This window comes from Chitinophaga sp. 05T412 (genome assembly GCF_056396465.1).
Genome location: NZ_JBFTLN010000005.1, coordinates 66,208 through 92,333, shown reverse-complemented (window position 1 = coordinate 92,333; position 26,126 = coordinate 66,208). Strand labels below are relative to the sequence as shown.

The following is a 26,126-nucleotide window of genomic DNA, read 5'->3' as shown; positions in this document are numbered from 1 at the left end:
GCCTTCAGCTTTCCGCTAGCTTACTAACCAAATGCATTTTTTTTGAGAAAGTTGATCCCTCTTTTGATGGCGTTATGGCTATTGCCTGCCCTGTTGTATGCACAACGGAGCAACAGGCAGTCGCGCGCAGCACTGGAAAACCGCAAGCAAGAACTGTTGAAAGAGATAGAAGAAGCGAATAAATCACTGCAGCAAACGAAAAAGTCGACCCGCCAAAATGTTCATCTGCAACAGGAGTTGCAGACGAAAATTGCTACCCGTAATGCACAGATTCAAAGCATTAATAAGGAAATCAGTGCTATCGAAGGAGATATCAGCAGCACTAACAGTAACGTGCAAACGCTGGAGAAGGAAGTAGACTCACTCCGCGCCCGCTATGCGCAATTGATCGTATACGCCTACAAAACACGCGACTCCTACGATGTACTCAGTTTCTTCTTTTCCGCTACCAGCTTTAACGACGCGTTGCGCCGGTATCAATACCTGCAGCAATACCGCGAAAGCAGGCGTAAACAGGCCGAAAATCTCCTGTCTACCAAAGCGTTGCTGGGAGAGAAGCTGGTGGTATTACAGGAACAACGGGCACAGAAAGCCGGCGCACTGCACACTGAACAGCAACAACGGGTAACACTCATCGCCGATAAAAAAGAAACAGATCAAACTATTGCCCAGCTGAAAGACCAGGAACAGGAACTGCAACAACATATTAATAAAAGCAAAGCAGAAGCGAGACAGGTAGATCAGGCCATCCAGGACGCCATCCGCCGGGAAATAGCTGCTGCACAGAAAAGAGCTGCTGCACAAGCGCTGGCCCGTAAAAAGGCTGCAGACGCCAAACGCCGGGAGCTGGCGGCTGCCCGCAGAAAAGCCGCACTGGCCGCCGCTAAAAAAGCGCATAAGAAACCACCTGCTAAACCAGTAGAAGAAGAGAAAGATGACGATGACGACGCGCCAGTAGCAAAGACCTCCAGCGAAGATGTATTGGTGGCTACACCGGAAGCATTATCATTATCGCGCGACTTTGAAGCCAACCGTGGCCGCTTACCATGGCCGGTAGAAGCAGGACGTATTACTGGTCATTTCGGCACAGGACACGTAGGGAAAATTGAAGTAGATCATAATGGCGTTATCATTGCCACGGCAAAAGGAGCCGCGGTGAAAGCCATCTTCGAAGGAGAGGTAATTATGGTATTTATGGTACCAGGCGCAGGGTATATGGTTACCCTACGCCATGGAAAATATTTTACCAACTATGTGAGATTACTGGATGTACGGGTGAGCAAAGGAGCAGTGGTGAAACGTGGTCAAACACTGGGTCTTGCTGCCTCCGGACCAGGTAGTAGCACCGGTGAAATTGAATTACAGATATACCGGAACATGGTGAAACAGAATCCTGAAAAATGGATTCGCTCCCGTTAAAGGAGTTGCGCCTGTTTCAGCAATACTTCTTCATATAAAGCCTCATACTGAGGAATGATATTATCGATATGGAAGCGAAGCGCCTGGTCCAAAGCGCCGCGGCGTACTTTAGCCAGTAGTGTTTCGTCCTTCAGCAAGCGCAGGGCGTGTGCTGCCATTCCTTCTACATCGCCTACATTACTCATATAGCCGGTTTGTCCGGGAATGTTGATTTCCGGTAAACCACCTGCATTGGAAGAAATAACCGGCACTTGTGCTGCCATGGCTTCCAGTGCGGCTAAACCAAAACTTTCATATTCTGAAGGCAGGATAAACAAATCGCTGATAGACATCACATCTTCCAGTTGCTCTTGTTTACCTACAAATCTTACATCTTCACAGATCCCTAATTCACGGCATAGGCATTCAATAGAAGGTCTGTCCGGGCCATCGCCTACCAGCAATAATTTAGCGGGTATTTCCTTACGTACCAGCGCAAATATTTTCACTACATCGGGTACCCGCTTTACTTTACGGAAGTTGGATACGTGCAGCAATATTTTCTCGCCGTTAGGTGCAATGGCTTGCCTGAAATGAGGCAACTCACGGCGACTAAACCGCTGGGTATCCACAAAGTTGTAGATCACCGCAATATCTTTTTCTATCGGGAAAGATTTATACGTTTCATCCCGTAAGTTTTCAGAAACTGCTGTAATAGCATCTKATTCATTGATAGAGAAGGTGACTACGGGTTCATAGGTTTTGTCTTTACCTACCAGTGTGATATCTGTACCATGCAACGTGGTGATAAAAGGAACCGTTCTGCCGTGCTTTTTCACAATCTGCTTGGCCATATAGGCAGTAGAAGCGTGCGGAATGGCGTAGTGTACATGCAGCAGATCCAGCTTCTGGTTAATGATAACATCCACCATGGTACTGCTCAATGCCGATTCATAGGGAGGGAAATCAAAAAGCGGATACGTGGGAACCTGAACTTCGTGATAATATATATTAGCGTGGAACGCGTTAAGCCTTACCGGCTGTTGATATGTAATAAAGTGAACCATGTGGCCTTTGTCTGCCAGTGCTTTACCAAGCTCTGTGGCCAGTACCCCACTACCACCGTAGGTAGGGTAACATACTATTCCTATGCGCATGAGTTAAATTTTTGCATTCTGCAAAGGTACTAAAAAGCAGAAAGGATACAGCAAAAGGCAAAAAGCCGAAAAAGGGGCCCGGGAAAGCTCCTTTGGATACAAGGCAGCTTTATGCTTTTTGCCTGTTACTTTTTTAGTAGTTTTAACCATAAATTAACCTGCTACATGAGAAATTTTATTGTGCCAATTTTATTTGCCTGCTCATTGCCATCCCTCGCAGTGGCGCAGGAAAAAGATTCCATAACGCTTAGGAAATTAGCGGATGAAGTATTGACTCACAGCACAGCTTATGAAAACCTGCGTCACCTGACCAAAGATATTGGCGGGCGTCTGGCGGGATCTCCACAGATGCCCAAGGCAGAACAGTGGGGCGTAGCCGCACTGAAAGCTGCCGGCGCTGATACCGTGTATCTGCAGGAATGTATGGTGCCACATTGGGTAAGAGGAGCCAGGGAAGAGGCCCGTATCATCTCCAAGCGCCGGGATTTCATTCCACCATTGAATGTGCTGGCTTTAGGTAATTCCGTGGGAAGTGGCCCGGATGGGGTTACTGCCGAAGTCCTGGAAGTGGCTTCTTTCGATGAGTTAGAAGCGAAGAAAGACGAGGTGAAAGGAAAGATTGTTTTTTATAATGTGCATTTTAAGCCGGAATACATCAAAACATTCCATTCCTACGGCGATGCGGTGAAATACCGCGGCCAGGGCGCCAGCAGAGCCGCTAAATACGGTGCACTGGCAGTGATTGTACGTTCTATGTCGCATGGTGCCAATAATTTCCCACATACAGGAGCTATGCGCTATGATAGTGCCTATCCAAAGATTCCTGCTGTAGCTATTGGTTTGGAAGATGCGGACCGCCTTAGCCTGCGCCTTAAAGACGATACCGATGCCAAAGTGTTCCTGCGTACCAACTGCGAAATGCTGCAAGATGTAGTAGGGCATAATGTTATCGGCGAATTGAAAGGCCGTAAATACCCGGATCAATATATCACCGTTGGTGGTCACCTCGATTCCTGGGATGTAGCGGAAGGCGCACATGACGATGGCGCTGGCTGCGTACAATCTATAGAAGTATTACGGGCTTTAAAAGCGTTAGGTATTCAGCCGGAACATACGTTGCGTGTAGTATTGTTTGCCAACGAAGAAAATGGTACCMGCGGAGGAAAGAAGTATGCTGCAGTGGCCAAAGCTAAAAAGGAACAGCACATCTTTGCCCTGGAAAGCGATGCTGGTGGCTTTACACCACGTGGTTTTATCACGGCATTGCCCGCCGATAAGAAAGCCAAAATGGATAGCTGGAAACCCCTGTTTGCACCTTACGGTATTTATGATTTCGACGAGCAGGGAGGGGGAGTAGATGTAGGGGAACTGAATGCAGCGATAGGTACGCCCATGGCGGAACTTTCTCCTGATTCACAACGCTATTTCGACATTCACCATGCCGCTAACGACGTATTTGAAGCGGTAAATAAACGGGAACTGGAATTGGGTGCTTTTGGTATGGCCGGTTTGATTTATCTTGTAGACCAGAACTTCTGATTATCTATCTCTAAATTATCCTTATGGGCCGTTTTGTCTTTATCGTTGTAAGTGTTATTGTACTAATACTGGGAGGTATATTCTTCTACAAATACTATTTCGTTTTCGGTCAGGGAGTAAAGGCAGGAGAGCTGAATTATTTTGTGCAGAAAGGGTATGTCTTTAAAACCTATGAGGGTAAGGTGATACAATCCGGCTACAAAGGCAAAGTAGCAGGTACCATTCAGTCCAACGAATTCCAGTTTTCCGTAAGCAGTGAAAGTGTTGCACAACAGCTGATGACGGCCAGTGGCAAGATAGTAGAACTGCATTATAAAGAATACCTGGGTGCTATTCCCTGGAGAGGCTATAGTCCGTTTATAGTAGATAGTATTATTTCTATAAAAGATCCGGCCAGACAGGATCTGCCGTAAACTGAAAGAGGGATTTTCCACCGTGGAAAATCCMTCTTTTAATATCTATTCGTTGGTGGCCAGCAGGAGAAAGATGGCGGGTCTTTTATGCAGATCCGGCAACTGTTGCTTCCATTCCTTTACCGTTTTTGTTTTAATATATTCTGTAGGCGCGGTAATATCCGCTGCCACGCAAATCCGCGTATAGTCCTTACAGTTATCCAGCAGATCTTTCAGGAGCTGGTTATTGCGGTAAGGCGTTTCTATAAACAGTTGTGTTTGATTTTTTTTCGCAGATTCCTGTTCCAGTTCCCGGATCATCTTTGTTCTCTCGGGTGGTTTGATGGGGAGGTAGCCGGTAAACTGAAAGCTCTGACCATTAAGGCCGGAGCCCATTAAGGCCAGTAACATAGAGTTGGGACCTATCATAGGAATTACCCTGGCATTTACGCTGTGGGCTACCTGTACAATGAGATGCCCCGGATCGGCAATAGCAGGGCAACCGGCTTCACTCAGGATACCGATATCTTTCCCTTCCAGCAATAACTTCTTTGCCAGCACCAGGTCAGGTGGCTGATTTTCATTCATGATCAGCAACTGCAGGGCGTCTATATTAATATTTCTATCCAGCGCTTTCAGGTAGCGACGGGCAGTACGTTCATTTTCTACATAAAAAACAGATAACTGCTGTACAACAGTAGTTACATATGCAGGAATACTAAATAAGGCATCGGCGCTCAACACAGTAGGAACCAGATACACTTTGCCAGGGGTATTCATTATTTTAGTCTTTTTGTTTGTAAATCAATAGTAGCAGCAATCACCGCATAAGAAGGCGCCAACATCCAGCCCACTACAGGTATCAACATGAACAGGTAAAACACCATACCATTACCTATCGCCATACCACGATGCTGACGGATAAAATCAATGCTTTGAGACATATTCAATTTATGCCGTTCGCAACTGTAATCCATCATAGCAAATCCATAGAAGTATGATTCAACAAAGAATCCTACCATTGGAATCAGCCAGCCAACCACCGGAATAAACGACACCAGCAATAGTATAAGAATAGCGGCGGTTTGGTAAACGATATTGCGGCACGACATTTTAATGCCCCGCAAAATGTCCTTGCCCAGCTGCGCCCAGCTAAAAGGAAATTCTTTATGATCAAGAATGGCTTCTGTCTTCTCAGATAAATAAGAAAACACAGGAGACGCTACTATGAGAAACAAATATTTGAAATAAGAGAAATACCAAAATACAAACACGATCCTGACAGAGAAAGCTACCAGTATAAATAGAAAACTGATCMAGCTGTTTTCCAGATCCTGTACCCATTCAGTAATGTGCAACAGCCTGGTCAGGTATTCCACAAAGTCACCAGAATAGCCCCAAACGAAATAAAAACCGGCAAAAAAGAGCAGGCAATAGATGATACCAGGTATCAGTATCCATTTCCATAACTTATGCTGTAAAATGAATTGATGGGCCTTCCCGTAAGATTGAATAGCTGAGAGCAGTTCTCTGAATGAAAAAAACAACGCCTGAATAATTTTTAGTGTAACTGAATCTGTGTTTGTTCCTGTTTTATGAAAGAGCAACGAAACTAAGGTAAAAATAGCTATGATTGCTATAGTTATACTGATAATCCTGTGTTAAAAGCGCAGAAATTAAAAGGCTAAAAGCAAAAAGCTATTTTCGTGAAACACTCCCCGAAAATAGCTTTTTACTTTTAGCCTTATAGGTTTATTTCCCTCAAAGTTGCTAATAATCAGTTTATTAGAAACGGGGACAGAGGGTTTTGTATTTATTATTTTCGTTTCGGGTGTGAATATAGATCAGTGAAATTTCCATGCCACCACGGTAATGAGAAGCAGGGTTGAGGGTAGACACGTTGGTGTCGTATGTCAGCCCTACCTGGAATCCTTTGATTTCCATACCAATGTAGGGAATGAGGGCGTCTTTCAGGCGATACCAGCTGCCCACATAGAAGGTGGTAGGATTATCATCCATATCGTTCAATGCAAATCCATAGGCGCCACCAAAGGTTAATTCAGAGGCGGTACTTTGTTTCATGTACAAAATGCTGGTATGAAACCTATCTTTCCCATTTACAGGAACAGAGCCACCACCATGTACCGTCCAGCGGTAACTGAGCCGGTTTTGGGTGAGGTTCATAAAAGATTCTGTAGGTTGGGTAATATGATAATAGGAGGCTCCCAGGTAAATATTGGAGGATTCCCCGATCAGGCCATTGTATAAAATACCAATGTTAGGATCGAAATAGGATATTTTAGGATTTACCAGCGTTTCATTACTGGGAATCATAGGATTATATCCGTTATTGTCGATCTGGTTTTCGAATTGCAGTTTGCTGTTATCCAGTCTTTTTTGCACCAGGGTACCTTGCAATCCAATAGCCAGGGTATGGTTACCCTCCGGATCAAGCCCTTTGTGGTAGGCTGTACTAAAGGAAACGTAACTGGAAGTGAGGGCACCGCCACCGCTTCTGTCGTACATCGCCATAAAGCCTACGCCCCATATATCCGTGTAAGAAATCACATTCTTCAGAATACCGAAATCAATAGCGGCAGTACCCGTCACAAATGGAGAGGCAATGCTGCGCCACTGTGAACGATAGTTACCTGATAAGCGATAGTCTCCGGAAAATAAGCCTGTGTAAGCTGGGTTAAGAGTAAGTGGTGAGGCGAAAAACTGCGAAAAGTGCGGGTCCTGTGCCCGCAGCGGATTCAAATAAAGCAATATGGCCAGGAATAGTAAAGCTCTTTTCATATTAGTAAAGCTTAAAGCATAGGGTGTTATGCAATGCGGGTGAAGGTACGTTAATTAAATCATATCTCAAATTAAATCCATGTATAAAAATCATGATGATAAAAAAACGAATAGCAGTTCCGTACTTCTTTAAAGATACAAAACTGCTATTCGTAAAACGATATATTCCCGTTATTGTTGTAATTTATTCCCAAAAGCGAGGTCTCCCGCGTCTCCCAATCCAGGCACAATGTAGCCTTTGGCGGTCAGTTCATCATCAATATCTCCCGCCCAGATAGTCAGGTTAGACTTGGTATTGCGCAGTACATATTCAATACCCACGGTGCAGGCGATAGCTACCACCAGGTGAATATGGCTGGGTTTACCGATTTCCTCCAGGTGTTCGATGGTTTTCACCAAGGAAGCGCCGGTAGCCAGCATCGGATCTGAAAGTATCAGTACCTCTCCATCGATAGAAGGAGTGCTTACATATTCCAGGCTGATATCGAAAGAACCATCATGGTTATGCTTACGATAAGCGGAAACGAAGGCATGGTCTGCTTTATCAAAATAATGCAACAAACCTTGGTGCAGCGCCAATCCGGCTCTTAGAATAGTGGCCAGTACCGGTTGAGATTTCAATACCCGGCAAGTGGCAATACCCATTGGGGTAGTCACTTCTTTGTCTTCATAGTCCAGCGTTTTGCTGATCTCGTACGCAGCTACTTCACCCAGTCTTTCCATATTACGCCGAAAGCGCATACGATCCTGCTGAACTTCCACATTTCTGATCTCGCTTAACCATTCTCCTACCAACGAATTGGTTTCACTTAAATTGATAATCATGAGCTATCCCTTTGAGGCCGCAAATTACCGAAAATTAGCGTAACTACTCTTTGTCCTGCTCTTTGTCTAATAGGCTGGCTTTCTTCACCAGTTGGATGAACTCTGCGCGATACCCTTCGGTGTCTTCACCCCGTGCGGTGCCGGCCCAGGACAGGATTTGGTCGTAGGTAGCAGTTCCTTTGAAAGCGGAATTACGTAACAGTTGCCCAAAGGCCGCTACAGCGGTGGCCATACGGAAGTCTTCCGGCGCTGCACCTATTTCCTGGTTATTATAAGGCAATACCTTTTCCATTAGCTGGCTCTTATCCGCTGTGGGCTGTTTGTAGCGCATTTTCACGGTTAATACTTCCTGCTGATTGCCCAGTATTTTACCCTGCTGGTATTTCAGCGGATCTACCCAGTTAACGTTTTCGCCGCCTTTACCGGTGGGAATGATTTCATAAAGCGCCGTAACAGTGTGGCCTACGCCCATATCGCCGGCATCTTTTTTATCATTGTTAAAGTCTTCGTTCTGCAGCAATCTGTTTTCATAGCCTACTAACCTATACGACTGCACGAAATTAGGATTGAACTCCACCTGTAGTTTCACGTCTTTGGCTACAGTAAATAAGGTACCGCCAAATTCGGTTACAAAGGTTCTGCGGGCTTCTTCAAAATTATCGATATAAGCGTAGTTGCCATTGCCTTTGTCAGCCAGCAGTTCCAGCTTATTATCTTTATAGTTACCCATTCCAAAGCCAAGCACTGAAAGGGAAATGCCTTTTGCTCTTTCTTTTTCAATCAACTTGGTCAGTGCACCGTCGCTGGAAGCACCTACGTTGAAGTCGCCGTCTGTAGCGAGAATCACACGGGTATTGCTGTTTTTGGAATGCTGTTCTTCCGCAATACGATAGGCCAGTTGTATACCTTCTCCACCGGCAGTGGAGCCACCTGCCTGTAATTCTTCCAATGCGGCCAGTATCTTTTTCTTATTGTTACCACTGGTAGAAGGAAGCACCACACCAGCTGCGCCGGCATATACCACAATGGCTACCTTGTCCTGCGGACGGAGTTGTTCTGTTAATACCTTAAAGGCGCTTTTTACCAGTGGAAGTTTGTTGGGTTMGTCCATAGAGCCGGATACGTCCAGTAAAAACACCAGGTTGGTAGGTGGAAGATCTTTGGTATCTACCTGTTTGCTTTTTAAGGCAATACGCACCAGCTGATGTCCGGTATTCCAGGGACAGATGGCCATATCGGTATAAATAGCTACCGGGTCTTTACCAGTAGGCGCTTTGTAGTGATAGTCGAAATAGTTAATCATTTCTTCTACTCTAACCGCGTCTGCCGGCGGCATTTCGCCGTTATTCAGAAAGCGGCGCATATTACTGTAGGCAGCCCGGTCCACGTCAATGCTAAAAGTGCTCAAAGGCTGGTCAGTAGCGGAATGGAAAATGTTTTCGTTGATAGGGCTATAATCTTCGGTGTTGGCGGGAGCGGATGGCGTATAGCTATAGTTATAATTACCTTTCACTTGCCTATTAGCCATATAGCCAGTTACCACTACTTCACTCAGCGCTTTATCAGCGGCAGGCGCCATTGGCTCTGCACAAAGTACTCTTGAAGGAGGTGGCGCGATGGCATTTACCGTTGGTGGGGTAGGCTGCATGATTAATCGCCTTCTGTCGTTGGTTTTTACCAGTGGTTGTAGCTTGTTTAATGCTACCTGTAGGGTAGTTTGTTGGGCGGTAATCTTGATTTCCAGCGGTTTGTAACTACTGGCGTTAACTTCCATCGTGAGTGCGCCGGCGGGTACTTTCAAACTGAAAGTCCCTTTGGCACTGGTGGCCGTCAGGAAGTCCGTTCCTTTTACCCGTATTACGGCGTTGGCAATGGGCGCCTTGCTGGCGGCGTCGGTAACAGTACCACTCAGGGTGCGTTGTTGCTGTGCGGAGGCGATAAACGCCAACAGGCAACCAAACAATAGTAAAGCGAGATATTTTTTCATGATGATATCTTTTCTGCCAATAGGATGACAGGAAATACCTTCATTCCATAAATCGAAAAAAAAATATTTTAAAACTACCTTTGCTGAAATTTTTGTCGATGGTATATAACGTGATTGGCACCATGTCTGGTAGCTCATTAGACGGATTGGATATAGTTTTTGCTGAACTAACGGAAATACGCGGACAGTGGACTTATGCGATCAAAGCCTCAGAAAGTCTGCCGTACGAGCCGGAATGGGTGGAAAAGCTGGCACAGGCTACGTCCCTGCCGGCAAGGGATTACCTGTTGCTACACACTGCATACGGACATTATACCGGCCACCGCATCCTTTCTTTTATAGAAAAACACCAGCTGGATCATAAAATACATTTTATCGCTTCTCATGGCCATACTACTTTCCATATGCCCGCCGATAAAATGACGGCGCAGCTGGGAGATGGCGCAGCTATTACCGCGGTTACCGGTCTCCCGGTGATCACTGACCTCCGGGCGGTGGACGTGGCACTTGGCGGACAAGGAGCGCCTATTGTTCCCATTGGCGAAAAATACCTGTTCCCCGGCTATCAGTACTGGTTGAACATCGGGGGGATTGCTAATATTTCAGCGCAGCTGCAGGAGCAGTTTGTGGCCTTTGATATCTGCCCTGCCAACCGGGTGCTGAATGCCCTGGCAGCGGCCCTTAATAAACCTTACGATGAGGGTGGCGCCCTGGCTGCCGGCGGTGTTACCGATAATGGTTTGCTGGAACAACTCAATCAACTTTCCTATTATACAGCCCCCTGGCCTAAATCCCTCGCCAACGATTTTGGCATCAACACCGTATTACCTATGATAGCGCCTATGCGCATCTCTGTACAGGGTAAGCTGCGTACCTACGTGGATCATATTGCCGCGCAGGTAGCCAATGCGGTAAAAGCGCTGAAAGCACAAATGCCGGAGGAACCCGCTAAAATGCTGATCACCGGTGGTGGCGCTTTCAACACCTTTCTTGTACAAACTATTCAACAACAGGTGGAACCACTGGGCGTTACCGTAGAAGTGCCTGATGAGCAAGCAGTGAGCTTTAAAGAAGCGTTGATAATGGCGCTGATAGGAACTTTACGCTGGAGACAGGAAGATAATGTGCTGAGTGGCGTAACCGGCGCAGAAAGAGATTCCATTAATGGTGCGCTCTGGACAAGCAGATAAGGATTAACTTTTAATATAAAACAGCGGAGATATTATTTAGCAAGATGCTGATATCTCCGCTGTTTTTTTGAGTAGATTAAAAGGCCGTGGCCAATAGCTGAAAGCTGTCCCCATCAAACAATCCCAGGTCACTGAGTTTTAAATGAGGGATGACCAGCAACGCCATAAACGACAAGGTCATAAACGGTGAAGCCAGCGGAGACCCCAATGCTTTCGCGGCTTGGTCGAGTGCACTGTATTGTGTGGCTATCGTATAGCCATCCAGGTTACTCATCAGGCCGGCTACCGGTAATGGTAATACCTGCACTTTTTCCCCATCTACCACACTGATACCGCCTTGCTGGGCAATCACCGCATTGATAGCTGCAGCGAGGCTTTCATCGTCAGCACCTACGGCAATGATGTTGTGGCTATCATGTGCTACCGAAGAGGCAATAGCGCCATGTTGCAGTCCAAATCCTTTAATGAATGCAACTGCAGGTGTAGCCTGCCTGTAGCGGTTTACAACGGCTATTTTTAAAACATCCTTTTCGGTGCTGCTCTGAAGAAAACCATTGACCACCGGTAGCGTAGCCGTGAGTGCATTGGTGATCAGTTGTCCGTCGAGGGCTTCTATTACTTTAGCAGTTACGTTGTTATGGTTAGTACMGCTAACGGGTATACGAAAATCTACAGCCTGTACGGGTTGCCCTACAAAATTATTTACAGGAACAGAAGGAATGGAGTGAATGAGCGTTTTACCGTTTTCGGCTACTTTCGTTCCTGCGATATATGTTGCCAGTATGTTAAAATTTTGCAGGTCATCTACCAAAATAAAATCTGCCGGATCATTTTCCCGCAGTAGTCCATTCTCCAGTTTATAGTGTAATACCGGGTTGATGCAGGCAGCCAGTAATACTTTGAAGAGGTCTATACCGTGGTTCAAAGCACGTTTTACCAATAAATTGATATGTCCTTCCACGAGGTTATCGGGGTGTTTATCATCGCTGCAGAACATGATCTTGGCCGCATGTTCATGTAGTAAAGGATAAAGTGCGTTGAAGTTCTTAGCCGCGCTGCCTTCCCGGATAAGGATGTGCATGCCATGCTGTAGTTTATCCAATGCTTCTTCGATGGTAAAGCATTCATGATCGGTGCTGATGCCTGCTGCAATATATTCACGGGCTGCTTCACCGCGAAGGCCGGGAGCATGGCCATCTACAGGTTTGTTTACTTTTTGGGCGGCGGCTATTTTAGCCAGTACTTCCGGATCTTTATGAAGTACTCCCGGAAAGTTCATCATTTCCGTGAGATATTTGATATCATCCCGTTGCAACAAGGCTTCCACATCTTCCACACTCACTACAGCACCGGCGGTTTCAAAAACAGTGGCTGGTACGCAGGAAGGGGCGCCGAAGTTGAACCGGAAAGGTACTTTTTTACCATTTTCCAACATGTATTCTACGCCTTTTACTCCCATTACATTGGCTATTTCATGCGGATCGCTGACAGTGGCAATAGTACCATGCACTACCGCCAGCCGGGCAAATTCGGAGGGAATGAGCATAGAACTTTCAATATGTACATGTGCGTCCGTAAAGCCTGGAAGCAGGTAATGTGCATAGGTTTCGTTGTTGCGTTCAATCCGCTGTATTTTACCGGCTTCCACATAAACCGTGGCCGGATAAATCTCCTGCTGTAATATATTCACCAGGTTGCCTGAAATCTGGAATGTATTCATGCTGTAAAGCTAAGGAATAGGCCGCATTTAAGGCCCGGCGTATTTTTTGCAAAGAAGCGGGGGAGATGTTTTTTGGTTATCTTTATTTGCCTTAAAAAATCGGGCATCAAAAATTCTTTTATGACAAGGATTAAATTTTTTACGCTGTTAGCAGCGCTTTTGATCGCAGGAGTGGCTACCTATGCACAGACTGTTGATGAGATTATTGCAAAAAATATTGTTGCCATGGGTGGACAGGCGAAGTTAAAAGAGATTAAATCGCAATACATAGAGGGAAGCATGGAAGTACAGGGCATGACCGTACCTATTAAAAGGTGGGTGAAGCAGGATGAGGCTATGCGGCTGGAATTTGCTGTGCAGGGAATGGATAATATCCAGGTGGTAACGCGCAGCGGTGGCTGGAGTCTGATGCCGGTGATGATGCAAACCACGCCGCAGGATCTTGATCCACAAATGCAGAAACTGCTGCAAACCCAGCTGGATGTAAGAGGGGAGTTGTACGACTATAAAGCAAAAGGAAAGAAAATTGAGTTACTGGGCAAAGAATCAGTGAACGGTGCGCCGGCATACAAGCTGAAAGTAACTTCTGCAGATGGCATAGAAGGAACTGCATTTCTGGATGCCAATACTTATCTGCTGATAAAAACGATCAACAAAGTAAATATACAGGGACAGGATGCGGAAATATCTGTTACGATGTCTGATTATAAGAAAACACCGGAAGGACTGGCTTATCCCGGTACAACAGAACAGAGTCCGGGTGGGGTGAAAATTAACATTACGAAGATCGAAACCAATTGTACCGTAGCGGATACGCTGTTTGCCAAACCGCAGTAATGTTTTCGTTCTGTTCAGCACTGCCATGGTGGTGCTGAACAGAACAATGATGATTATTTATACAGCGCCATCATAGCCTGGGCTTCTTCTGCCATTTTCTTCGCCAGGTGTGCCGGTTGCAATACTTTCACTTGTCCGCCATAACTCAGCAGGGTCATGGTTAACTCCGGATTAATAACAACGTTCAGGGATATACGGCATTCTTTACTATTATCTTCCACTATTTGCTGGGAAGCGTGAATAGGTTGTGATTTTATGTATTTTCCCTGTCGAGGCTCAAAACTGAGCAGTACATTTTCGGGTTCTCCGTCATGTACGGTGATGCCCACAGCATGTTGGAAATAGCTGGCGTCATCAAAATTCTTCTCATCAAAATGTTTCATGGTGGGCCAGATTTTTACTATTCTGTCCAGCGCAAACGTAATTACAGCGCCACCGCGTGTTTTCTGACTTTTTCCAATGAGGTAAAAGCGATGTTGGTATTCACGTAAATGATAAGGTTCTACCCAGTGTTCTTTGGGTTCATCGCGTTCAAAGCTTTGGTAGGCGATGCGTATCACTTCCAGGTTTTTGATGGCGTCTACAATTTCCGGAATATGTTCTGCTCCTTTGTATTGTGCGGCCCGGGCAAATTTGATCAGGCCTTTATGTTGCAGGGCTTCCCGGTTCATCTTTAGGCTGGCGGCTATTTTCAGGATAGCATCTTCAAACTGTTGTACTACTGGTAAACTGCGGAATTGTTCCAGTATACCAATGGCAATTTCCAGCCCTTGCAGGTCTGCTTCTTCAATGGGCGAGTTACTGATGGAAAAGCCATTATCGGAATATCGGTAGGTACCGCTGCTACGATCGTACACAATAGGCGCCATATAGTTCAGTTCCGGGTCCTGGCGCATGTCCTGAATGTCTTTCTGAATGGTGCGAACAGATATCCCTGTTCCCATTTTATCCGATACGTATTCAATCAGGTTTTCCAGAGTAGGTTTGGGCTTCTGCTTATTGCGCAGGCGCTCGTCAATCCAACGGTAGCGCGACACCGCGTCTTTGTTCTTTGGCAAAAGATAAAATTTAGATAATAAAAATACACAATTCCCGCTTTTGCAAACGGGATTAAAAAAATTATAGCGAAAAGATCACTACGCAAATTCTTTGCGCGCAGCCCGGCTAGATTTGTATTGTTATTAAAACCTGAAGGTTATGAATAAGGTAAATACAACAACAGCAGTTACGCAGGTACAGGCTATTTCAATTGGACAAATCATTATGGATGATTCCAATTACCTGACGCTCTGGGGCCACGTGCTCCAGGACAATGTGTGGTCTTCCTGTGATTTTGTAACTACTTATGAAGTCATGAATACGATGCTTCGCTTCAGTCAGGATAAGCACGATGCCGTGCAAATGACCATTGTAAAGAAACTGGAAGATATGTGCCGCGTGCCCGATATGATTGATCTGGAAGCAGAACTGGGTGCTGCGGTGGTGTTTGATCATCTCACCTTTCAAATGAGACGGCCCTGCCTGCAGCAGGACGATAACTGGGAAGCCTATGCGGATGAGGAATGTTATTATATAGAGAAGGTAATACAGCTGCCCACACCGTCCACTTTGCCTCCCGCAGCCCGTTATCAGGTGGAAGATGTGAACACCCGGATGGAATACTGCATACAATTACTACATGATGCCTATAACCTATATCTCGGATTTGTGGAAATTGAATTAGGGGATGAAGCTGCCAGAATAAAGGCCGGATTGGAAGACGACAATAAATTCAGTATGGCTTATTATGCCTGGCAGCTACATACCTCAAATATCTAAATCCCTGTTAACCATATTTTTATCTATTGTCTAACCTTTTTTATCCATTGCGTTAACCCCCGTCTATCCATTTGAATTAACCCTTGTTGATCCATTTTACGTAACCCCGTTATACATTGTTTGTTAACCCCAATTCCCTCCTTCACAAAAAATATCGGTTAAATTGTGAAAAAAATCCCTTAAAGTCTATAAATCTTGTAGGAAAAACCTATTTTTGGTCAATTAAATCGTAAAACTATGAGTTTAAGACTGGGAGACGCAGCTCCTAATTTCAAAGCCAACACCACAGCAGGGGAAATAGATTTTTACGATTTCCTCGGTGAAGGTTGGGGTATCTTGTTTTCTCACCCGGCAGACTTCACGCCGGTGTGTACTACCGAATTAGGCAGAACAGCACAATTAGGAGAGGAATTCGCTAAACGTAATACTAAAGTACTGGCTGTCAGTGTAGATCCACTGGATAAACACCTGAGCTGGATAAATGATATCAACGAAACACAACAGTGTGACGTAACTTTTCCTATTATTGCAGATGAAAATAAAACAGTGGCTAACTTGTATGACATGATTCATCCAAATGCCTCTGAAACTTTTACAGTAAGATCCTTGTTTATCATAGGACCAGACAAAAAAGTAAAACTCATCATCACTTATCCGGCCTCTACCGGTAGAAACTTCGTAGAAGTACTGCGCGTATTGGACTCTCTGCAACTGACCGCTAAATATAGCGTGGCTACCCCAGCAGACTGGAAAGATGGAGAAGATGTAATCGTTACAGCAGCTGTACCTACAGCAGATATTCCTGCACGTTTTCCGAAAGGCCACAAAATTATCAAGCCTTATTTGAGAACAACACCGCAGCCAAACAAATAATACTACTAAGACGCCGAAAGGCGGTTTTGATAAATTTTTTTTAATGGTTGGTTTTTGATTTTTACGAAACGGGGATTTCTCCCCGTTTTTTTTATGCGCAAAATTTTGTCTGAGGTCAGAATTAAACTGATTTGCCTGATTTCGGATATTATTATAAAAGATGTAGGTTTTTAAAAGAAAAAGGGAAGATATACGCGAAAATTATCCGCTTATATCTTCCCTTTTTTCGAAATCGTATAACAATATTCGGCAATCAACTTAATCCTGACTCCAAACAACATCCACGTTATTCCTCACTCACTGCTTGCTTACCACGGTGTTTGCGTAACTGTGTCAGCAACGCACTCATATCTTTAGGTAAAGGCGCCTCAATGGTATACTCTTTCCCGTGCTGATCTTTAAATATCAGCATGGAGGCATGTAATGCCAGTCTGCTCAATAAAGGACGCTCTTCCTCTGTATGCTTACCCAGTTTGAATTTCTTCTTGATAGTGGATAATAATACTGGTTGAGGGCTACCATAAAATTCATCTACCGCAATAGGGTGTCCCAGGAACTTCATGTGAACGCGGATCTGGTGTGTGCGACCTGTATGAATCTGCATTCTTACCAGGCTGTAAAGACCGAATTCTTCCAGTACTTCGTAGTCCGTAGAGGAAGGCTTTCCTTTCCGGTTGGTCACCATTTTGCCCTTCTGTACCGGGTGTTCCATGATGCCCTCGCTTACATTGCCTTGCTTAGGCATAGGCTGGCCACTGACCAGTCCCAGATAAAACTTTTTCACGTCTCTGCTTTCAAAAAGCTGAGAGAAGTATTTATGTGCAGCTTCGTTGCGTGCAAACAGAATAATCCCGCTGGTTTCACGATCCAGTCTATGTACCGTGAATACTTCGCCATACGCCCTTTTCATGATAGCAATCAGTGATTCCAGCTCATTGTCATGGCGATCAGGCAGGGTAAGCATGCCAGCAGGCTTGTTTACAACAACAAAATCAGGTGTTTCGAGTATAATATGTTCAGCTAATCGCATCCCGTTATTCGACAGTTATTTTTTAAAATGTTTCAGCAGGATCACCTCTTTTTCAGTGAGGAAGCGCCATTGGCCGCGGTTCAATGTTTTCTTGGTAAGACCAGCATACATTACACGATCCAGCTTTTCTACACTATACTCCAGGTGTTCAAAAATGCGGCGCACAATACGGTTTTTACCGCTGTGAATTTCAATGCCCACTTGTTTTTTATCCTTTGGATCTACGTAGCCCAGTGCATCTACCAGTGCCACACCATCTTCCAGCGTTACACCTTCAATGATTTTCTCGAAATCAGCTTTGGTCAGCGGCTTATCCAGTTCTACCTGGTAGATTTTTTTGATGTTGTGTTTAGGATGTGCCAGTGTTTGTGCCAGTTCACCATCGTTGGTGAGCAGCAACAGACCAGAAGTATTGCGGTCCAGGCGGCCTACCGGGTACACTCTTTCATTTTCAGTAGCTTCTTCGATGAGCTCCATGACGGTTTTGCGGCCTTCCGGATCATCTGTAGTAGTAATGTATCCTTTGGGCTTATTCAGCAGGATGTACACCAGATTTTTGGTAGGTGTGATTTTTTTATCCTGCATGGTTACTACATCGCTGGAAGTAACTTTAGTAGCGGGCTCGGTGACCACTTTACCATTTACGGTTACCTTTCCTTCTTTGATGAGGTCTACTGCTTTTCTGCGGGAGCACAAACCACAATGCGCCACAAATTTGTTCAGCGGCATTTCGCCGGGGCCAAAAATGCTTTCTTTGGGTTCTTTGTTATTTTTCGTTGAGTCGTATTCGTTATCTCTTACTTTTCCCCCTTTTTTTTTATCCTGTTTATCCGCAAAACGTTCATTGGTTTTGTCAAAGAACTTTTTACGGTTAAATCCGCTGGGAGTTTCTTTTCCACCTTTTTTCTTTTCACCGTGGAAGTGGAAAGCACTATCGTCACTTTTTTTGGTAGCGCCGTAGGTGCGTTTACGTGGTGGTCTTTCACTGCCTTTGTCTTCTTTATCAAAGCTGCGTGTACGTTCAGGGCGTTCGCCATCTTTTCTGAAGGCACTGAAAGAACGTTCGCCTGCTGGTTTGTCGCTTTTGTCTTTATCAAAGCCACCACGTTTTGAAGTTGGCTTTTCATCACTGTCAAAGCGTTTGCGGGCGCCGGGTTTATCATCACGTTTGTGACCGCCGAAAGAACGTCTTTCTTCTTTATCACCGAAGCTGCGCTTAGGTCTGTCTTCACTGCTACCGAAGCTACGCTTAGGTCTGTCTTCGCTGCTACCGAAGCTGCGCTTAGGTCTGTCTTCACTGTTACCGAAGCTGCGCTTAGGTCTGTCTTCACTGTTACCGAAGCTACGCTTAGGTCTGTCTTCGCTGTTACCGAAGCTACGCTTAGGTTTATCTTCGCTGTCGCCGAAGCTACGTTTGCGCTGTGGTTTATCATTTCCAAAGCTATCGGTGGCCGGTCCGTGTTTACGGGCTGGTCTGCCGTTGCTGTCGAAGCTGCGTTTGCGGAAAGATGGTTGGTCATCGCCCGTTTTTCCACGGGAAAATGGCTTATCGTCTCCGCTGCGGTTATCTTTTGCAGCTGCTCTTCCTGGCCTTTCGCCGTCAGCGGAGGAGCGAGTGCGGGGGCCTGCTGGTTTGTCGCTTTTACCAAACTTATTATCCCTTGATGGGCCAAACCCTTTTTTAGCAGGTTGTTTTTTCTTCATAAATTATTATTGATTGATGACCATGCGTACATGATCAATAGATATATGATTGTGTAATGATCAGCCTTTATTAGCGAGTTGTCCACATGCCGCATCGATATCTTTACCGCGACTACGGCGCAGTCTTGCATTCACGCGATTTTTTGAAAGATATTCCATGAACTCTTCTGCGGTTTGCGAATCCGGTTTCTGGAAACGGGCCGCATCGATAGGATTGTATTCGATAATGTTCACCAGGTCGGCAGGTACTTGCCGGTAAATTTTAATGAGTTCGTCCGCATCTTCTTTGGAGTCATTAAAATCTTTGAAGAGAATATATTCGAAAGAAATTTCATTTTCGGTGGCCTTGTAGAAGTAGTTCAGTGCGGCAATCAATTCCTTCAGGTTATTGGAGTCGTTGATCGGCATGATTTCACTGCGCTTTTTATCAGTGGCGGCGTGTAGGGACAGCGCGAGGTTAAAGCGTACTTTATCATCGCCCAGCTGCCGGATCATTTTGGCTACGCCGGCGGTAGAAACGGTAATACGTTTAGGCGACATACCCAGACCATCCGGAGAGGTGATCTTTTCAATAGCCTGCAATACGTTTTTGTAGTTCAGCAGGGGTTCTCCCATGCCCATGAATACTATATTGCTCAGTTTTTTACCATATGCTTTCTGGGCTTGCTGGTTGATCAGCGCCACTTCATCATAAATTTCGTCGTAATCAAGGTTACGGGCGCGATCCATATAGCCGGTAGCGCAAAACTTGCAACTCAGGCTGCAACCAACCTGTGAAGATACACAGGCTGTTTGACGGGAGTCTGTAGGAATCAGTACCCCTTCCACCAGGTGGTTGTCATGCAGGCGGAAACGGCTCTTAATGGTACCATCATTGCTCTGCTGTACGGTATCTACCTTTACGGCAGGCAGGGTAAAGTGTTCTGTTAGTTTTGTTCTTAATTCTTTGGAGAGGTTGGTCATCGCTTCAAAGCTGTCCGCATGACGCAGCCACAGCCACTCATACACTTGTTTTGCGCGGAAAGGCTTTTCACCTATAGACCCGAAATATTCCTGTAAGGCCGGTAAACTTAAGTGCCGGATGTTTTTATTGTCAGACTTCATTATTGACCATTAATTGAGCAAATGGCTGCCTTCCGGCAGTCGAAAAGTAACTGCAAAGATAGGTAATATTGACGTACCGACAGAATGTACCTTGAAAATCAATGCCACAGCCGTTTTCAGCTGTGGCATCGGGGTTAGTTATGTATTCGGTTTATTTTGTCCATATGGCGGCAAAACGGGAGGAGTTGTCGTATCCCTGGATACGGAACAATTGATAGCCCTGGGCTGTCAGGTCAGCAAATTTGGCCTGATAATCAGCCGGACTCATATCCATATAAGAATAATATGCTTTGTTTCGGGGCCACCACAGTCCACCTACACTGTTTTGATTACCGTTTTCTTCAATATTTACATTGATGGTCATCAGGCCGGCCTTGTTCATTTCATCGAATTTCTTGCTGAAATCAGTGGTATTCATGCCATAATACATGTAAAAGCCACCGGGGTTGCTGCTGCCGAATACCCCTGCATGATAGCGTTTACCACCTACATAATAGGCCACATGCTCGGTTACCCGCATCTTGCCCTGATCTACATAGGTTTTCCATTTGGTGGCGTATACGTCGTCTGTAGCGTTGTGTACCGCCGCAAAGGTTTCTCCGCCACGTTGTTTCCAGATCACGGTAAACAACGGATTGCCACTATTATCGTTGGTAACGGAAATTTGCCGGGGAATATATCCTTTACCGTAGTACTCATCAAAGTATTGCTGGTACTGGGTGCTGTTCATATTGATACGGCAATACCATTGCGATGGCAGCCCATATTGGAAGGAGCCGGAAGCCAGGTATTGATTGCCTGATTTATGTACACTCAGGGTTTGCAAAGCCATGCCCATACCAGTATAGTAGCCCCAGTAGCGGGTAATATGCTCTACCGGCACGTTATGAAACGAAGGGTAGAAGGGCGCAAAGAAGCGGTTAAAAGCACTATTGGCGCCTACTTCATAGCAACTCGCGTTACTATCTTCAGATTTGGCATATACACCGTAAGGATCTACTTCCATCCAATCCACGCCAGTAGCTGGATTCGGAGATTTTATCCATAACATGAAGTGAAGGTGATTGTTGCCGGTATTGGCATTCATTGGCGTGCCATCGGGATTCAATCCCCAACCGGCGCCGCCAAAGCCGGTATTACCTGCCCAGGCAATCTGCTGGCCTGCGTACACGGGGTCGCCTACTTTTACTTTCAGCTTTTGATCGTTGGTTCCCCATAGCTGTTTGGACGGATTGGGGAGATTCGCGAATTTTTTATACTTGGTATCGCGGGCGTCTTTATTGGACGGATCTGCAACAGGGGTGTTTTTAGCATTTTGTACATCATGATCAAAACCGCCACGGAGATGGAAATAGCCGGTGCGGTACACGGTGCCATCAGCCGCAGTATGTTCTATAATCACTACGTTTCCGAAGAAAGGGTCCCACATGGCGGTCACTACTTTGCCTGGTGCGGAAGCGTATACGCCAAAGGTAGGGTCAATGCCAGGGCCATACGCATCGGAGGTTTTCAGGAAATCCACAGAGCCGTGGCCGGCGCCGCTATCGTAAATCCAGGCACCCGCAGGGTATACTTTGGAATTCCTGAAAGGCAGGAAGAATGGGAGTTTGGGAGTAAGGCTTTCTGCATAAGTCCGGGCATCGTTTTCATTATTGAATACAGATGCAGGAGAGGCATATAGCTGATTTTTATTGGCCGATTCGTCTTTGATATTATAGCTGCAACAGCCAATCGTTACTGTTGGCGGCGTACAAAAAGCGGGCGAGCTTCCTTTCATGACGGTTATTTTACCGGCAGGTAACAGCTGTGTATTATCAATGCTGATCAGTGGTGTAGGGTTGTCGGCCACCCGGTTCCATTTGGGGGCCACTTTCAGCGTGCGTACATTGATATTGCTGCGCAAAGCAGGATTGGCTACCGGTTTTTGCTGGATGGCCGGCTCTATACCTTCCATTAGTTTAGCGGTAGGTTTAATTGGTCTGTAGAGTAATTCAGACAAATTTGCGTCATTTTCTCCCGGAGGAACTTGTGCTTTGGTGGTCATTGAGAGTGCGCACAATAAGGCGATAAGCCACAGCAGGCTACGTACTTGTTTCATTTCTTTTGGGGTTATTTTAATAATGTAATAAAGATGGATGCAAAGCTAGTGAACCAAGGAAATGGATCAAGTGCTATTTACTAAAAGGCGGGAATAGGGGTATATCTGGCGGGATTTGTATTGCTAGCGCAAAAGATAATTTTAGTTGCTGTTACGGGTTGTTACTATCCGGCTGGTTGGTCAGCCTGTTTAATGTCGCTTTTAATTCTGTCAGCAAAGTGGCTGTGCTATTGCTTTCTGAGCGTATATCACCTACCCGTTTTACCACTTGCCAAATCTCTTTTACATCTTGCGCAGGGACCAGTATATCAGGATATTCTCCATTCATTTCCTGATTGTCAGATTTCAGAATAAGTTGCTGCTCTTCTTTTATCCTGTTGAATATGCGCTTTATAAGAATTCCTTCAGTGCTTACCACCACACATAGTTGATTATCCTTTACGTTTGATCTGCTGAGATATTGACAAATAACGGTGTCTTTATCGTTGAATGTAGGCCACATGGAATCGCCGCTCACTTCAAACATCCGGTAATCTTTTTCCCTGGGAAGTTGTGGCAGATATGCCATTGGAAGTCCGCCTATATACTCCGGATCTGCATAACCACTGAGATAGCCTGCTCTTGCTTTTGTGTTTACATAGGCAATGTTTTTTCTTCCCTGTTGATCAACTGTAACAATAGCGGGTTCATTAGGCAGTTCTCTTAACATAGATTCTATGCCGTAAAACAGCCAGTTGGCATTTAAAGTACCGAAGCGGTCAATTGTTTTAACCAGGATATTGGAAGATATAGCTTTGGTTCTCTTCTTTATAACTTCTGTAAGAGTAGAGGGCCTTACTCCAATTTTCTTCGCAAAATCGTCCTGGCTTGACACTTGTTGGGTTGCTATCAGGTGTTCAAAGTAAGCTAAGAATCTGCTGGTATGGTCGGACATTTAAAAATACTACAGAAACCTGTATTTTAAATTTGTATTCACTACAGAAATTTGTATTTTCGTAATAGATACAAAAGGATTAGTATTTTGTCAATCTTTTTGATTATAAAATTATCAAATCGATTTGATATTATCAATACGATAATACTAATAATTTTTTGATTAGAGAGATTGGTTGTGGGAATAATTATGTTCAGTTTGAGGCGGGCGAAAAATATTTGATAATGTAATTATCATTTTGCACTTTTGTATAACAAAAAACACCAGGTAGACACCTGGTGTTACAAGTACCACATCTATTATTCCTTCTTCGACAAAGCTAATAATAGTATGGTGTTTCCTACCATCAATGCGATGGCGAAAAATGGCCTTTTCCTGGAAGGCCTTTTTTTATGCACAAGCATAACGTTGGTGTCATAAAGGAATGTGAACTTTACAACTTCTTTACCTCACCACAACTGGCAAGGGTTATGCCTTCACTAAATACATTGATATCTTTCAAAAATACTCATTAGGCAAATAACTGCCAAATTATAACTGCACAAAAATGTGTAAAATAACGAGTTAGTATCAATTATTTATTATTTTCCTTGTAAACAGGCCAGGAGTAATGCATAAATAAAAATGTAGTATTCTCTCTATTCGTCATCATGCCGGGTTTAAAGTATGCAAGTGCCATTGAGATAGGCGGCGGCTTTTGTTACCCAGGTTACCGGGATATCTTATATTGCAGATAAACCAAAACATTCTCATGCAAGTTGCTTACATAGTAGATGCGGTACGCACGCCCATAGGCCGCTATGGTGGTGCTTTAAGCACGGTCCGCCCGGACGATTTGCTGGCGCATCTGATTAAAGCGTTAATGAAAAGAAATGCGACTTTAGATCCCAACGTGATTGAAGACCTGATTGCCGGTGCTGCTAACCAGGCCGGGGAAGATAACCGGAATGTGGCACGTATGGCGGCATTGCTGGCAGGATTGCCGGTAACGGTAGCTGGTAATACTGTAAATCGTTTATGCGCATCCGGTATGCAGGCCATTATGGATGCTTCCCGTGCGGTGATGTGTGGTGAGGGAGATGTATACCTCGCAGGAGGTGTAGAAAGTATGACCCGTGCGCCATTTGTAATGCCTAAATCAGAGGGCCCTTTTAGCCGTAAAGCCGAAATATATGACACCACCCTGGGGTGGCGATTCATCAATCAGCGGTTATCAGAGATGTATCATCCCTATTCAATGGGTGAAACTGCAGAGAATGTGGCCAACCAATGGCATATCGGAAGGGAGCAGCAGGACCTGTTCGCCTTACGTAGCCAAACACTCTACAAACAAGCCCTGGATGCCGGAAAGTGGCAGGAGGAAATCATCCCGGTAGAAGTACCGGGAAATAAAGACGAAAAAATAATATTTGCGAAGGACGAGCATCCCCGGGAAACAACGCTGGAAAAGCTGGCCGGTCTGCGTCCGGCGTTTGCAAAAAACGGTTCGGTAACAGCGGGTAATTCGTCCGGTATTAACGATGGGGCTGCGGCAGTGTTGATTGTATCCGAAAAAGCATTGAAACAGTTTAACCTGCAGCCATTAGCGCAAATAAGAAGTATGGCGGTAGCGGGAGTAGATCCGGCTATTATGGGTATAGGTCCGGTACCTGCTTCTACGAAGGCATTGCAACGGGCAGGCATCAATGCTGATCAGTTGCACCTGGCAGAGTTGAATGAAGCGTTTGCTTCGCAATCCCTGGCCTGTATGCAGGATCTGGGGTTGAATCCGGATATTGTCAATGTAAATGGTGGAGCAATTGCTATTGGGCATCCGTTGGGTTGTAGCGGGGTACGTATCACCACTACGTTGTTGCATGAAATGAAACGCAGACCTGGCGCTAAGTATGGCCTTGCTACCATGTGTGTAGGCGTAGGACAAGGCGCTGCCATCATATTAGAAAAAGTATAGACTTGCCCTAAAATAGCGAGCGGTCGGACATTACATCCGGCCGCTCGTTGCTGGCAAGCAAAAAAAAGGGTTCATCATAGACAGATTTGCTTCTCCGTCATCATTTTCCGGAGATTGATCAGACCGTAACGCATCCGACCTAATGCTGTATTGATGCTCACTTGCGTGAGATCTGCAATTTCTTTAAAGCTCAGTTCTGCATAATGGCGCAGAATAATTACTTCCCGTTGCTCTTCCGGTAACATGTCCAGCATTCTGCGAACGCGGTCATGACTCTGGCGGGTAATTATTTTTTCTTCAGCACAACTATCGCTGAATCCCAGTACATCAAAAATATCTTTATCATCACCGGTTCTGATCATCGGTGTGCGCTTGATCTTCCTGAAATGATCCACACACAGGTTATGCGCAATGCGCATCGCCCAGGGTAAAAATTTCCCTTTCTCGGTATAACGCTCAGCCCTGATGGTGTCAATAATTTTAATGAAGGTGTCCTGGAAAATGTCCTCTGCGAGGAAAGAATCTTTCACCAGTAATAGGATAGAAGTGAACACCTTGTCTTTGTGACGGTGTACCAACTCTTCTAATGCGGAAGAATGTCCCTTTTTAAAGAGAGTAATCAACTGCTCATCGCACAATTTGTACATTACTTGCATAAACTTCTACAACTAGGCGGGTTAGTAAATAAATTACAGAAATACAGCCAGTTTGGTTGTGTTTGTTAAGTAAAGTTTATGCTATATTGAACAGTTTAAGTTTGAGAAAAATGT

General features: G+C 45.1%; 22 protein-coding genes. 8 read left to right on the top strand and 14 right to left on the bottom strand.

Going from position 1 to position 26,126, the window contains the following annotated elements:
* Positions 1-42: 42 nt before the first annotated feature.
* The gene (locus AC1DFM_RS12825; protein WP_477077133.1) at positions 43-1,419 is read left to right on the top strand and encodes a murein hydrolase activator EnvC family protein; all 1,377 of its coding nucleotides are present in this window, start codon (positions 43-45) and stop codon (positions 1,417-1,419) included.
* Here the strand turns inward: AC1DFM_RS12825 and bshA are convergent.
* On the bottom strand, positions 1,416-2,555 hold the full coding sequence (gene bshA / locus AC1DFM_RS12820; protein WP_477077132.1) for an N-acetyl-alpha-D-glucosaminyl L-malate synthase BshA: 1,140 nt from the start codon (positions 2,553-2,555) through the stop codon (positions 1,416-1,418). The two genes, AC1DFM_RS12825 and bshA, sit on opposite strands and share 4 nt — an antisense overlap.
* Positions 2,556-2,720: 165 nt before the next feature.
* Here bshA and AC1DFM_RS12815 point away from each other — a divergent pair, with 165 nt between their 5' ends.
* Positions 2,721-4,094: a M20/M25/M40 family metallo-hydrolase gene (locus tag AC1DFM_RS12815; RefSeq protein ID WP_477077131.1), complete on the top strand. Its 1,374-nt coding sequence runs from the start codon at positions 2,721-2,723 to the stop codon at positions 4,092-4,094.
* 23 nt (positions 4,095-4,117) lie between these two features.
* Positions 4,118-4,507 carry a hypothetical protein gene (locus tag AC1DFM_RS12810; protein ID WP_477077130.1) on the top strand — a complete coding sequence of 130 codons (390 nt, stop codon included), beginning with the start codon at positions 4,118-4,120 and terminating at the stop codon, positions 4,505-4,507.
* Between the two features lie 45 nt (positions 4,508-4,552).
* On the opposite strand, the gene AC1DFM_RS12805 is transcribed toward AC1DFM_RS12810, so the two are convergent.
* From AC1DFM_RS12805 to AC1DFM_RS12785, 5 genes are all read right to left on the bottom strand, one after another.
* The gene (locus AC1DFM_RS12805) at positions 4,553-5,266 is read right to left on the bottom strand and encodes an SAM-dependent methyltransferase (RefSeq protein ID WP_477077129.1); all 714 of its coding nucleotides are present in this window, start codon (positions 5,264-5,266) and stop codon (positions 4,553-4,555) included.
* Positions 5,266-6,033: an EI24 domain-containing protein gene (locus AC1DFM_RS12800; protein WP_477077128.1), complete on the bottom strand. Its 768-nt coding sequence runs from the start codon at positions 6,031-6,033 to the stop codon at positions 5,266-5,268. The genes AC1DFM_RS12805 and AC1DFM_RS12800 overlap by 1 nt, the downstream gene beginning before the upstream one ends.
* 238 nt (positions 6,034-6,271) lie before the next feature.
* Positions 6,272-7,285, bottom strand: a complete 1,014-nt coding sequence (locus tag AC1DFM_RS12795; protein ID WP_477077127.1) for a PorP/SprF family type IX secretion system membrane protein — start codon at positions 7,283-7,285, stop codon at positions 6,272-6,274.
* Between the two features lie 171 nt (positions 7,286-7,456).
* On the bottom strand, positions 7,457-8,110 hold the full coding sequence (gene upp / locus AC1DFM_RS12790) for a uracil phosphoribosyltransferase (protein WP_477077126.1): 654 nt from the start codon (positions 8,108-8,110) through the stop codon (positions 7,457-7,459).
* A gap of 43 nt (positions 8,111-8,153) precedes the next feature.
* Entirely contained in the window at positions 8,154-10,097 is a 1,944-nt protein-coding gene (locus AC1DFM_RS12785; protein WP_477077125.1) for a YfbK domain-containing protein, read from the bottom strand.
* Between the two features lie 80 nt (positions 10,098-10,177).
* On the opposite strand from AC1DFM_RS12785, the gene AC1DFM_RS12780 reads away from it, so the two are divergent.
* Complete coding sequence (locus AC1DFM_RS12780) at positions 10,178-11,287, top strand: anhydro-N-acetylmuramic acid kinase (RefSeq protein ID WP_477077124.1); 1,110 nt, start codon at positions 10,178-10,180, stop codon at positions 11,285-11,287.
* Positions 11,288-11,363: 76 nt separating this feature from the next.
* On the opposite strand, the gene ade is transcribed toward AC1DFM_RS12780, so the two are convergent.
* Entirely contained in the window at positions 11,364-13,007 is a 1,644-nt protein-coding gene (gene ade, locus AC1DFM_RS12775; RefSeq protein ID WP_477077123.1) for an adenine deaminase, read from the bottom strand.
* A 120-nt stretch (positions 13,008-13,127) separates the two neighbouring features.
* Here ade and AC1DFM_RS12770 point away from each other — a divergent pair, with 120 nt between their 5' ends.
* Positions 13,128-13,844: a hypothetical protein gene (locus tag AC1DFM_RS12770; protein WP_477077122.1), complete on the top strand. Its 717-nt coding sequence runs from the start codon at positions 13,128-13,130 to the stop codon at positions 13,842-13,844.
* A gap of 53 nt (positions 13,845-13,897) precedes the next feature.
* Here AC1DFM_RS12770 and AC1DFM_RS12765 read toward each other — a convergent pair whose 3' ends face one another.
* A complete protein-coding gene (locus AC1DFM_RS12765; RefSeq protein WP_477077121.1) occupies positions 13,898-14,902 on the bottom strand; it encodes a helix-turn-helix transcriptional regulator in 1,005 nt (334 codons plus the stop codon).
* A gap of 139 nt (positions 14,903-15,041) precedes the next feature.
* Here AC1DFM_RS12765 and AC1DFM_RS12760 point away from each other — a divergent pair, with 139 nt between their 5' ends.
* Both AC1DFM_RS12760 and AC1DFM_RS12755 read left to right on the top strand, forming a co-directional pair.
* Positions 15,042-15,662, top strand: coding sequence for a hypothetical protein (locus tag AC1DFM_RS12760; RefSeq protein ID WP_477077120.1), 621 nt, complete (start codon positions 15,042-15,044; stop codon positions 15,660-15,662).
* Between the two features lie 237 nt (positions 15,663-15,899).
* Positions 15,900-16,535 carry a peroxiredoxin gene (locus AC1DFM_RS12755; protein ID WP_477077119.1) on the top strand — a complete coding sequence of 212 codons (636 nt, stop codon included), beginning with the start codon at positions 15,900-15,902 and terminating at the stop codon, positions 16,533-16,535.
* 286 nt (positions 16,536-16,821) lie between these two features.
* On the opposite strand, the gene AC1DFM_RS12750 is transcribed toward AC1DFM_RS12755, so the two are convergent.
* The 5 genes from AC1DFM_RS12750 to AC1DFM_RS12730 form a co-directional block, all read right to left on the bottom strand.
* Positions 16,822-17,565: an RluA family pseudouridine synthase gene (locus tag AC1DFM_RS12750; RefSeq protein ID WP_477077118.1), complete on the bottom strand. Its 744-nt coding sequence runs from the start codon at positions 17,563-17,565 to the stop codon at positions 16,822-16,824.
* A gap of 15 nt (positions 17,566-17,580) precedes the next feature.
* Positions 17,581-19,269, bottom strand: coding sequence for a pseudouridine synthase (locus tag AC1DFM_RS12745; RefSeq protein WP_477077117.1), 1,689 nt, complete (start codon positions 19,267-19,269; stop codon positions 17,581-17,583).
* Positions 19,270-19,329: 60 nt separating this feature from the next.
* Positions 19,330-20,373 carry a dual-specificity RNA methyltransferase RlmN gene (gene rlmN, locus AC1DFM_RS12740; protein WP_477077116.1) on the bottom strand — a complete coding sequence of 348 codons (1,044 nt, stop codon included), beginning with the start codon at positions 20,371-20,373 and terminating at the stop codon, positions 19,330-19,332.
* Between the two features lie 151 nt (positions 20,374-20,524).
* The gene (locus AC1DFM_RS12735; protein WP_477077115.1) at positions 20,525-22,471 is read right to left on the bottom strand and encodes a hypothetical protein; all 1,947 of its coding nucleotides are present in this window, start codon (positions 22,469-22,471) and stop codon (positions 20,525-20,527) included.
* A 151-nt stretch (positions 22,472-22,622) separates the two neighbouring features.
* A complete protein-coding gene (locus AC1DFM_RS12730; RefSeq protein WP_477077114.1) occupies positions 22,623-23,405 on the bottom strand; it encodes a S24 family peptidase in 783 nt (260 codons plus the stop codon).
* Between the two features lie 751 nt (positions 23,406-24,156).
* Here AC1DFM_RS12730 and AC1DFM_RS12725 point away from each other — a divergent pair.
* The gene (locus tag AC1DFM_RS12725; RefSeq protein WP_477077113.1) at positions 24,157-25,356 is read left to right on the top strand and encodes a thiolase family protein; all 1,200 of its coding nucleotides are present in this window, start codon (positions 24,157-24,159) and stop codon (positions 25,354-25,356) included.
* Positions 25,357-25,430: 74 nt separating this feature from the next.
* Here the strand turns inward: AC1DFM_RS12725 and AC1DFM_RS12720 are convergent, their stop codons facing one another.
* Positions 25,431-26,012, bottom strand: coding sequence for an RNA polymerase sigma factor (locus AC1DFM_RS12720; protein ID WP_477077112.1), 582 nt, complete (start codon positions 26,010-26,012; stop codon positions 25,431-25,433).
* Between the last annotated feature and the right edge of the window lie 114 nt (positions 26,013-26,126).

Coding starts and splice junctions, on each gene's coding strand:
- AC1DFM_RS12810 (WP_477077130.1), top strand. CDS start 4,118: ATGGGCCGTTTTGTCTTTATCGTTGTAAGTGTTATTGTACTAATACTG.
- AC1DFM_RS12805 (WP_477077129.1), bottom strand. CDS start 5,266: ATGAATACCCCTGGCAAAGTGTATCTGGTTCCTACTGTGTTGAGCGCC.
- AC1DFM_RS12795 (WP_477077127.1), bottom strand. CDS start 7,285: ATGAAAAGAGCTTTACTATTCCTGGCCATATTGCTTTATTTGAATCCG.
- upp (WP_477077126.1), bottom strand. CDS start 8,110: ATGATTATCAATTTAAGTGAAACCAATTCGTTGGTAGGAGAATGGTTA.
- AC1DFM_RS12770 (WP_477077122.1), top strand. CDS start 13,128: ATGACAAGGATTAAATTTTTTACGCTGTTAGCAGCGCTTTTGATCGCA.
- AC1DFM_RS12760 (WP_477077120.1), top strand. CDS start 15,042: ATGAATAAGGTAAATACAACAACAGCAGTTACGCAGGTACAGGCTATT.
- AC1DFM_RS12755 (WP_477077119.1), top strand. CDS start 15,900: ATGAGTTTAAGACTGGGAGACGCAGCTCCTAATTTCAAAGCCAACACC.
- AC1DFM_RS12750 (WP_477077118.1), bottom strand. CDS start 17,565: ATGCGATTAGCTGAACATATTATACTCGAAACACCTGATTTTGTTGTT.
- AC1DFM_RS12745 (WP_477077117.1), bottom strand. CDS start 19,269: ATGAAGAAAAAACAACCTGCTAAAAAAGGGTTTGGCCCATCAAGGGAT.
- rlmN (WP_477077116.1), bottom strand. CDS start 20,373: ATGAAGTCTGACAATAAAAACATCCGGCACTTAAGTTTACCGGCCTTA.
- AC1DFM_RS12735 (WP_477077115.1), bottom strand. CDS start 22,471: ATGAAACAAGTACGTAGCCTGCTGTGGCTTATCGCCTTATTGTGCGCA.
- AC1DFM_RS12730 (WP_477077114.1), bottom strand. CDS start 23,405: ATGTCCGACCATACCAGCAGATTCTTAGCTTACTTTGAACACCTGATA.
- AC1DFM_RS12725 (WP_477077113.1), top strand. CDS start 24,157: ATGCAAGTTGCTTACATAGTAGATGCGGTACGCACGCCCATAGGCCGC.
- AC1DFM_RS12720 (WP_477077112.1), bottom strand. CDS start 26,012: ATGCAAGTAATGTACAAATTGTGCGATGAGCAGTTGATTACTCTCTTT.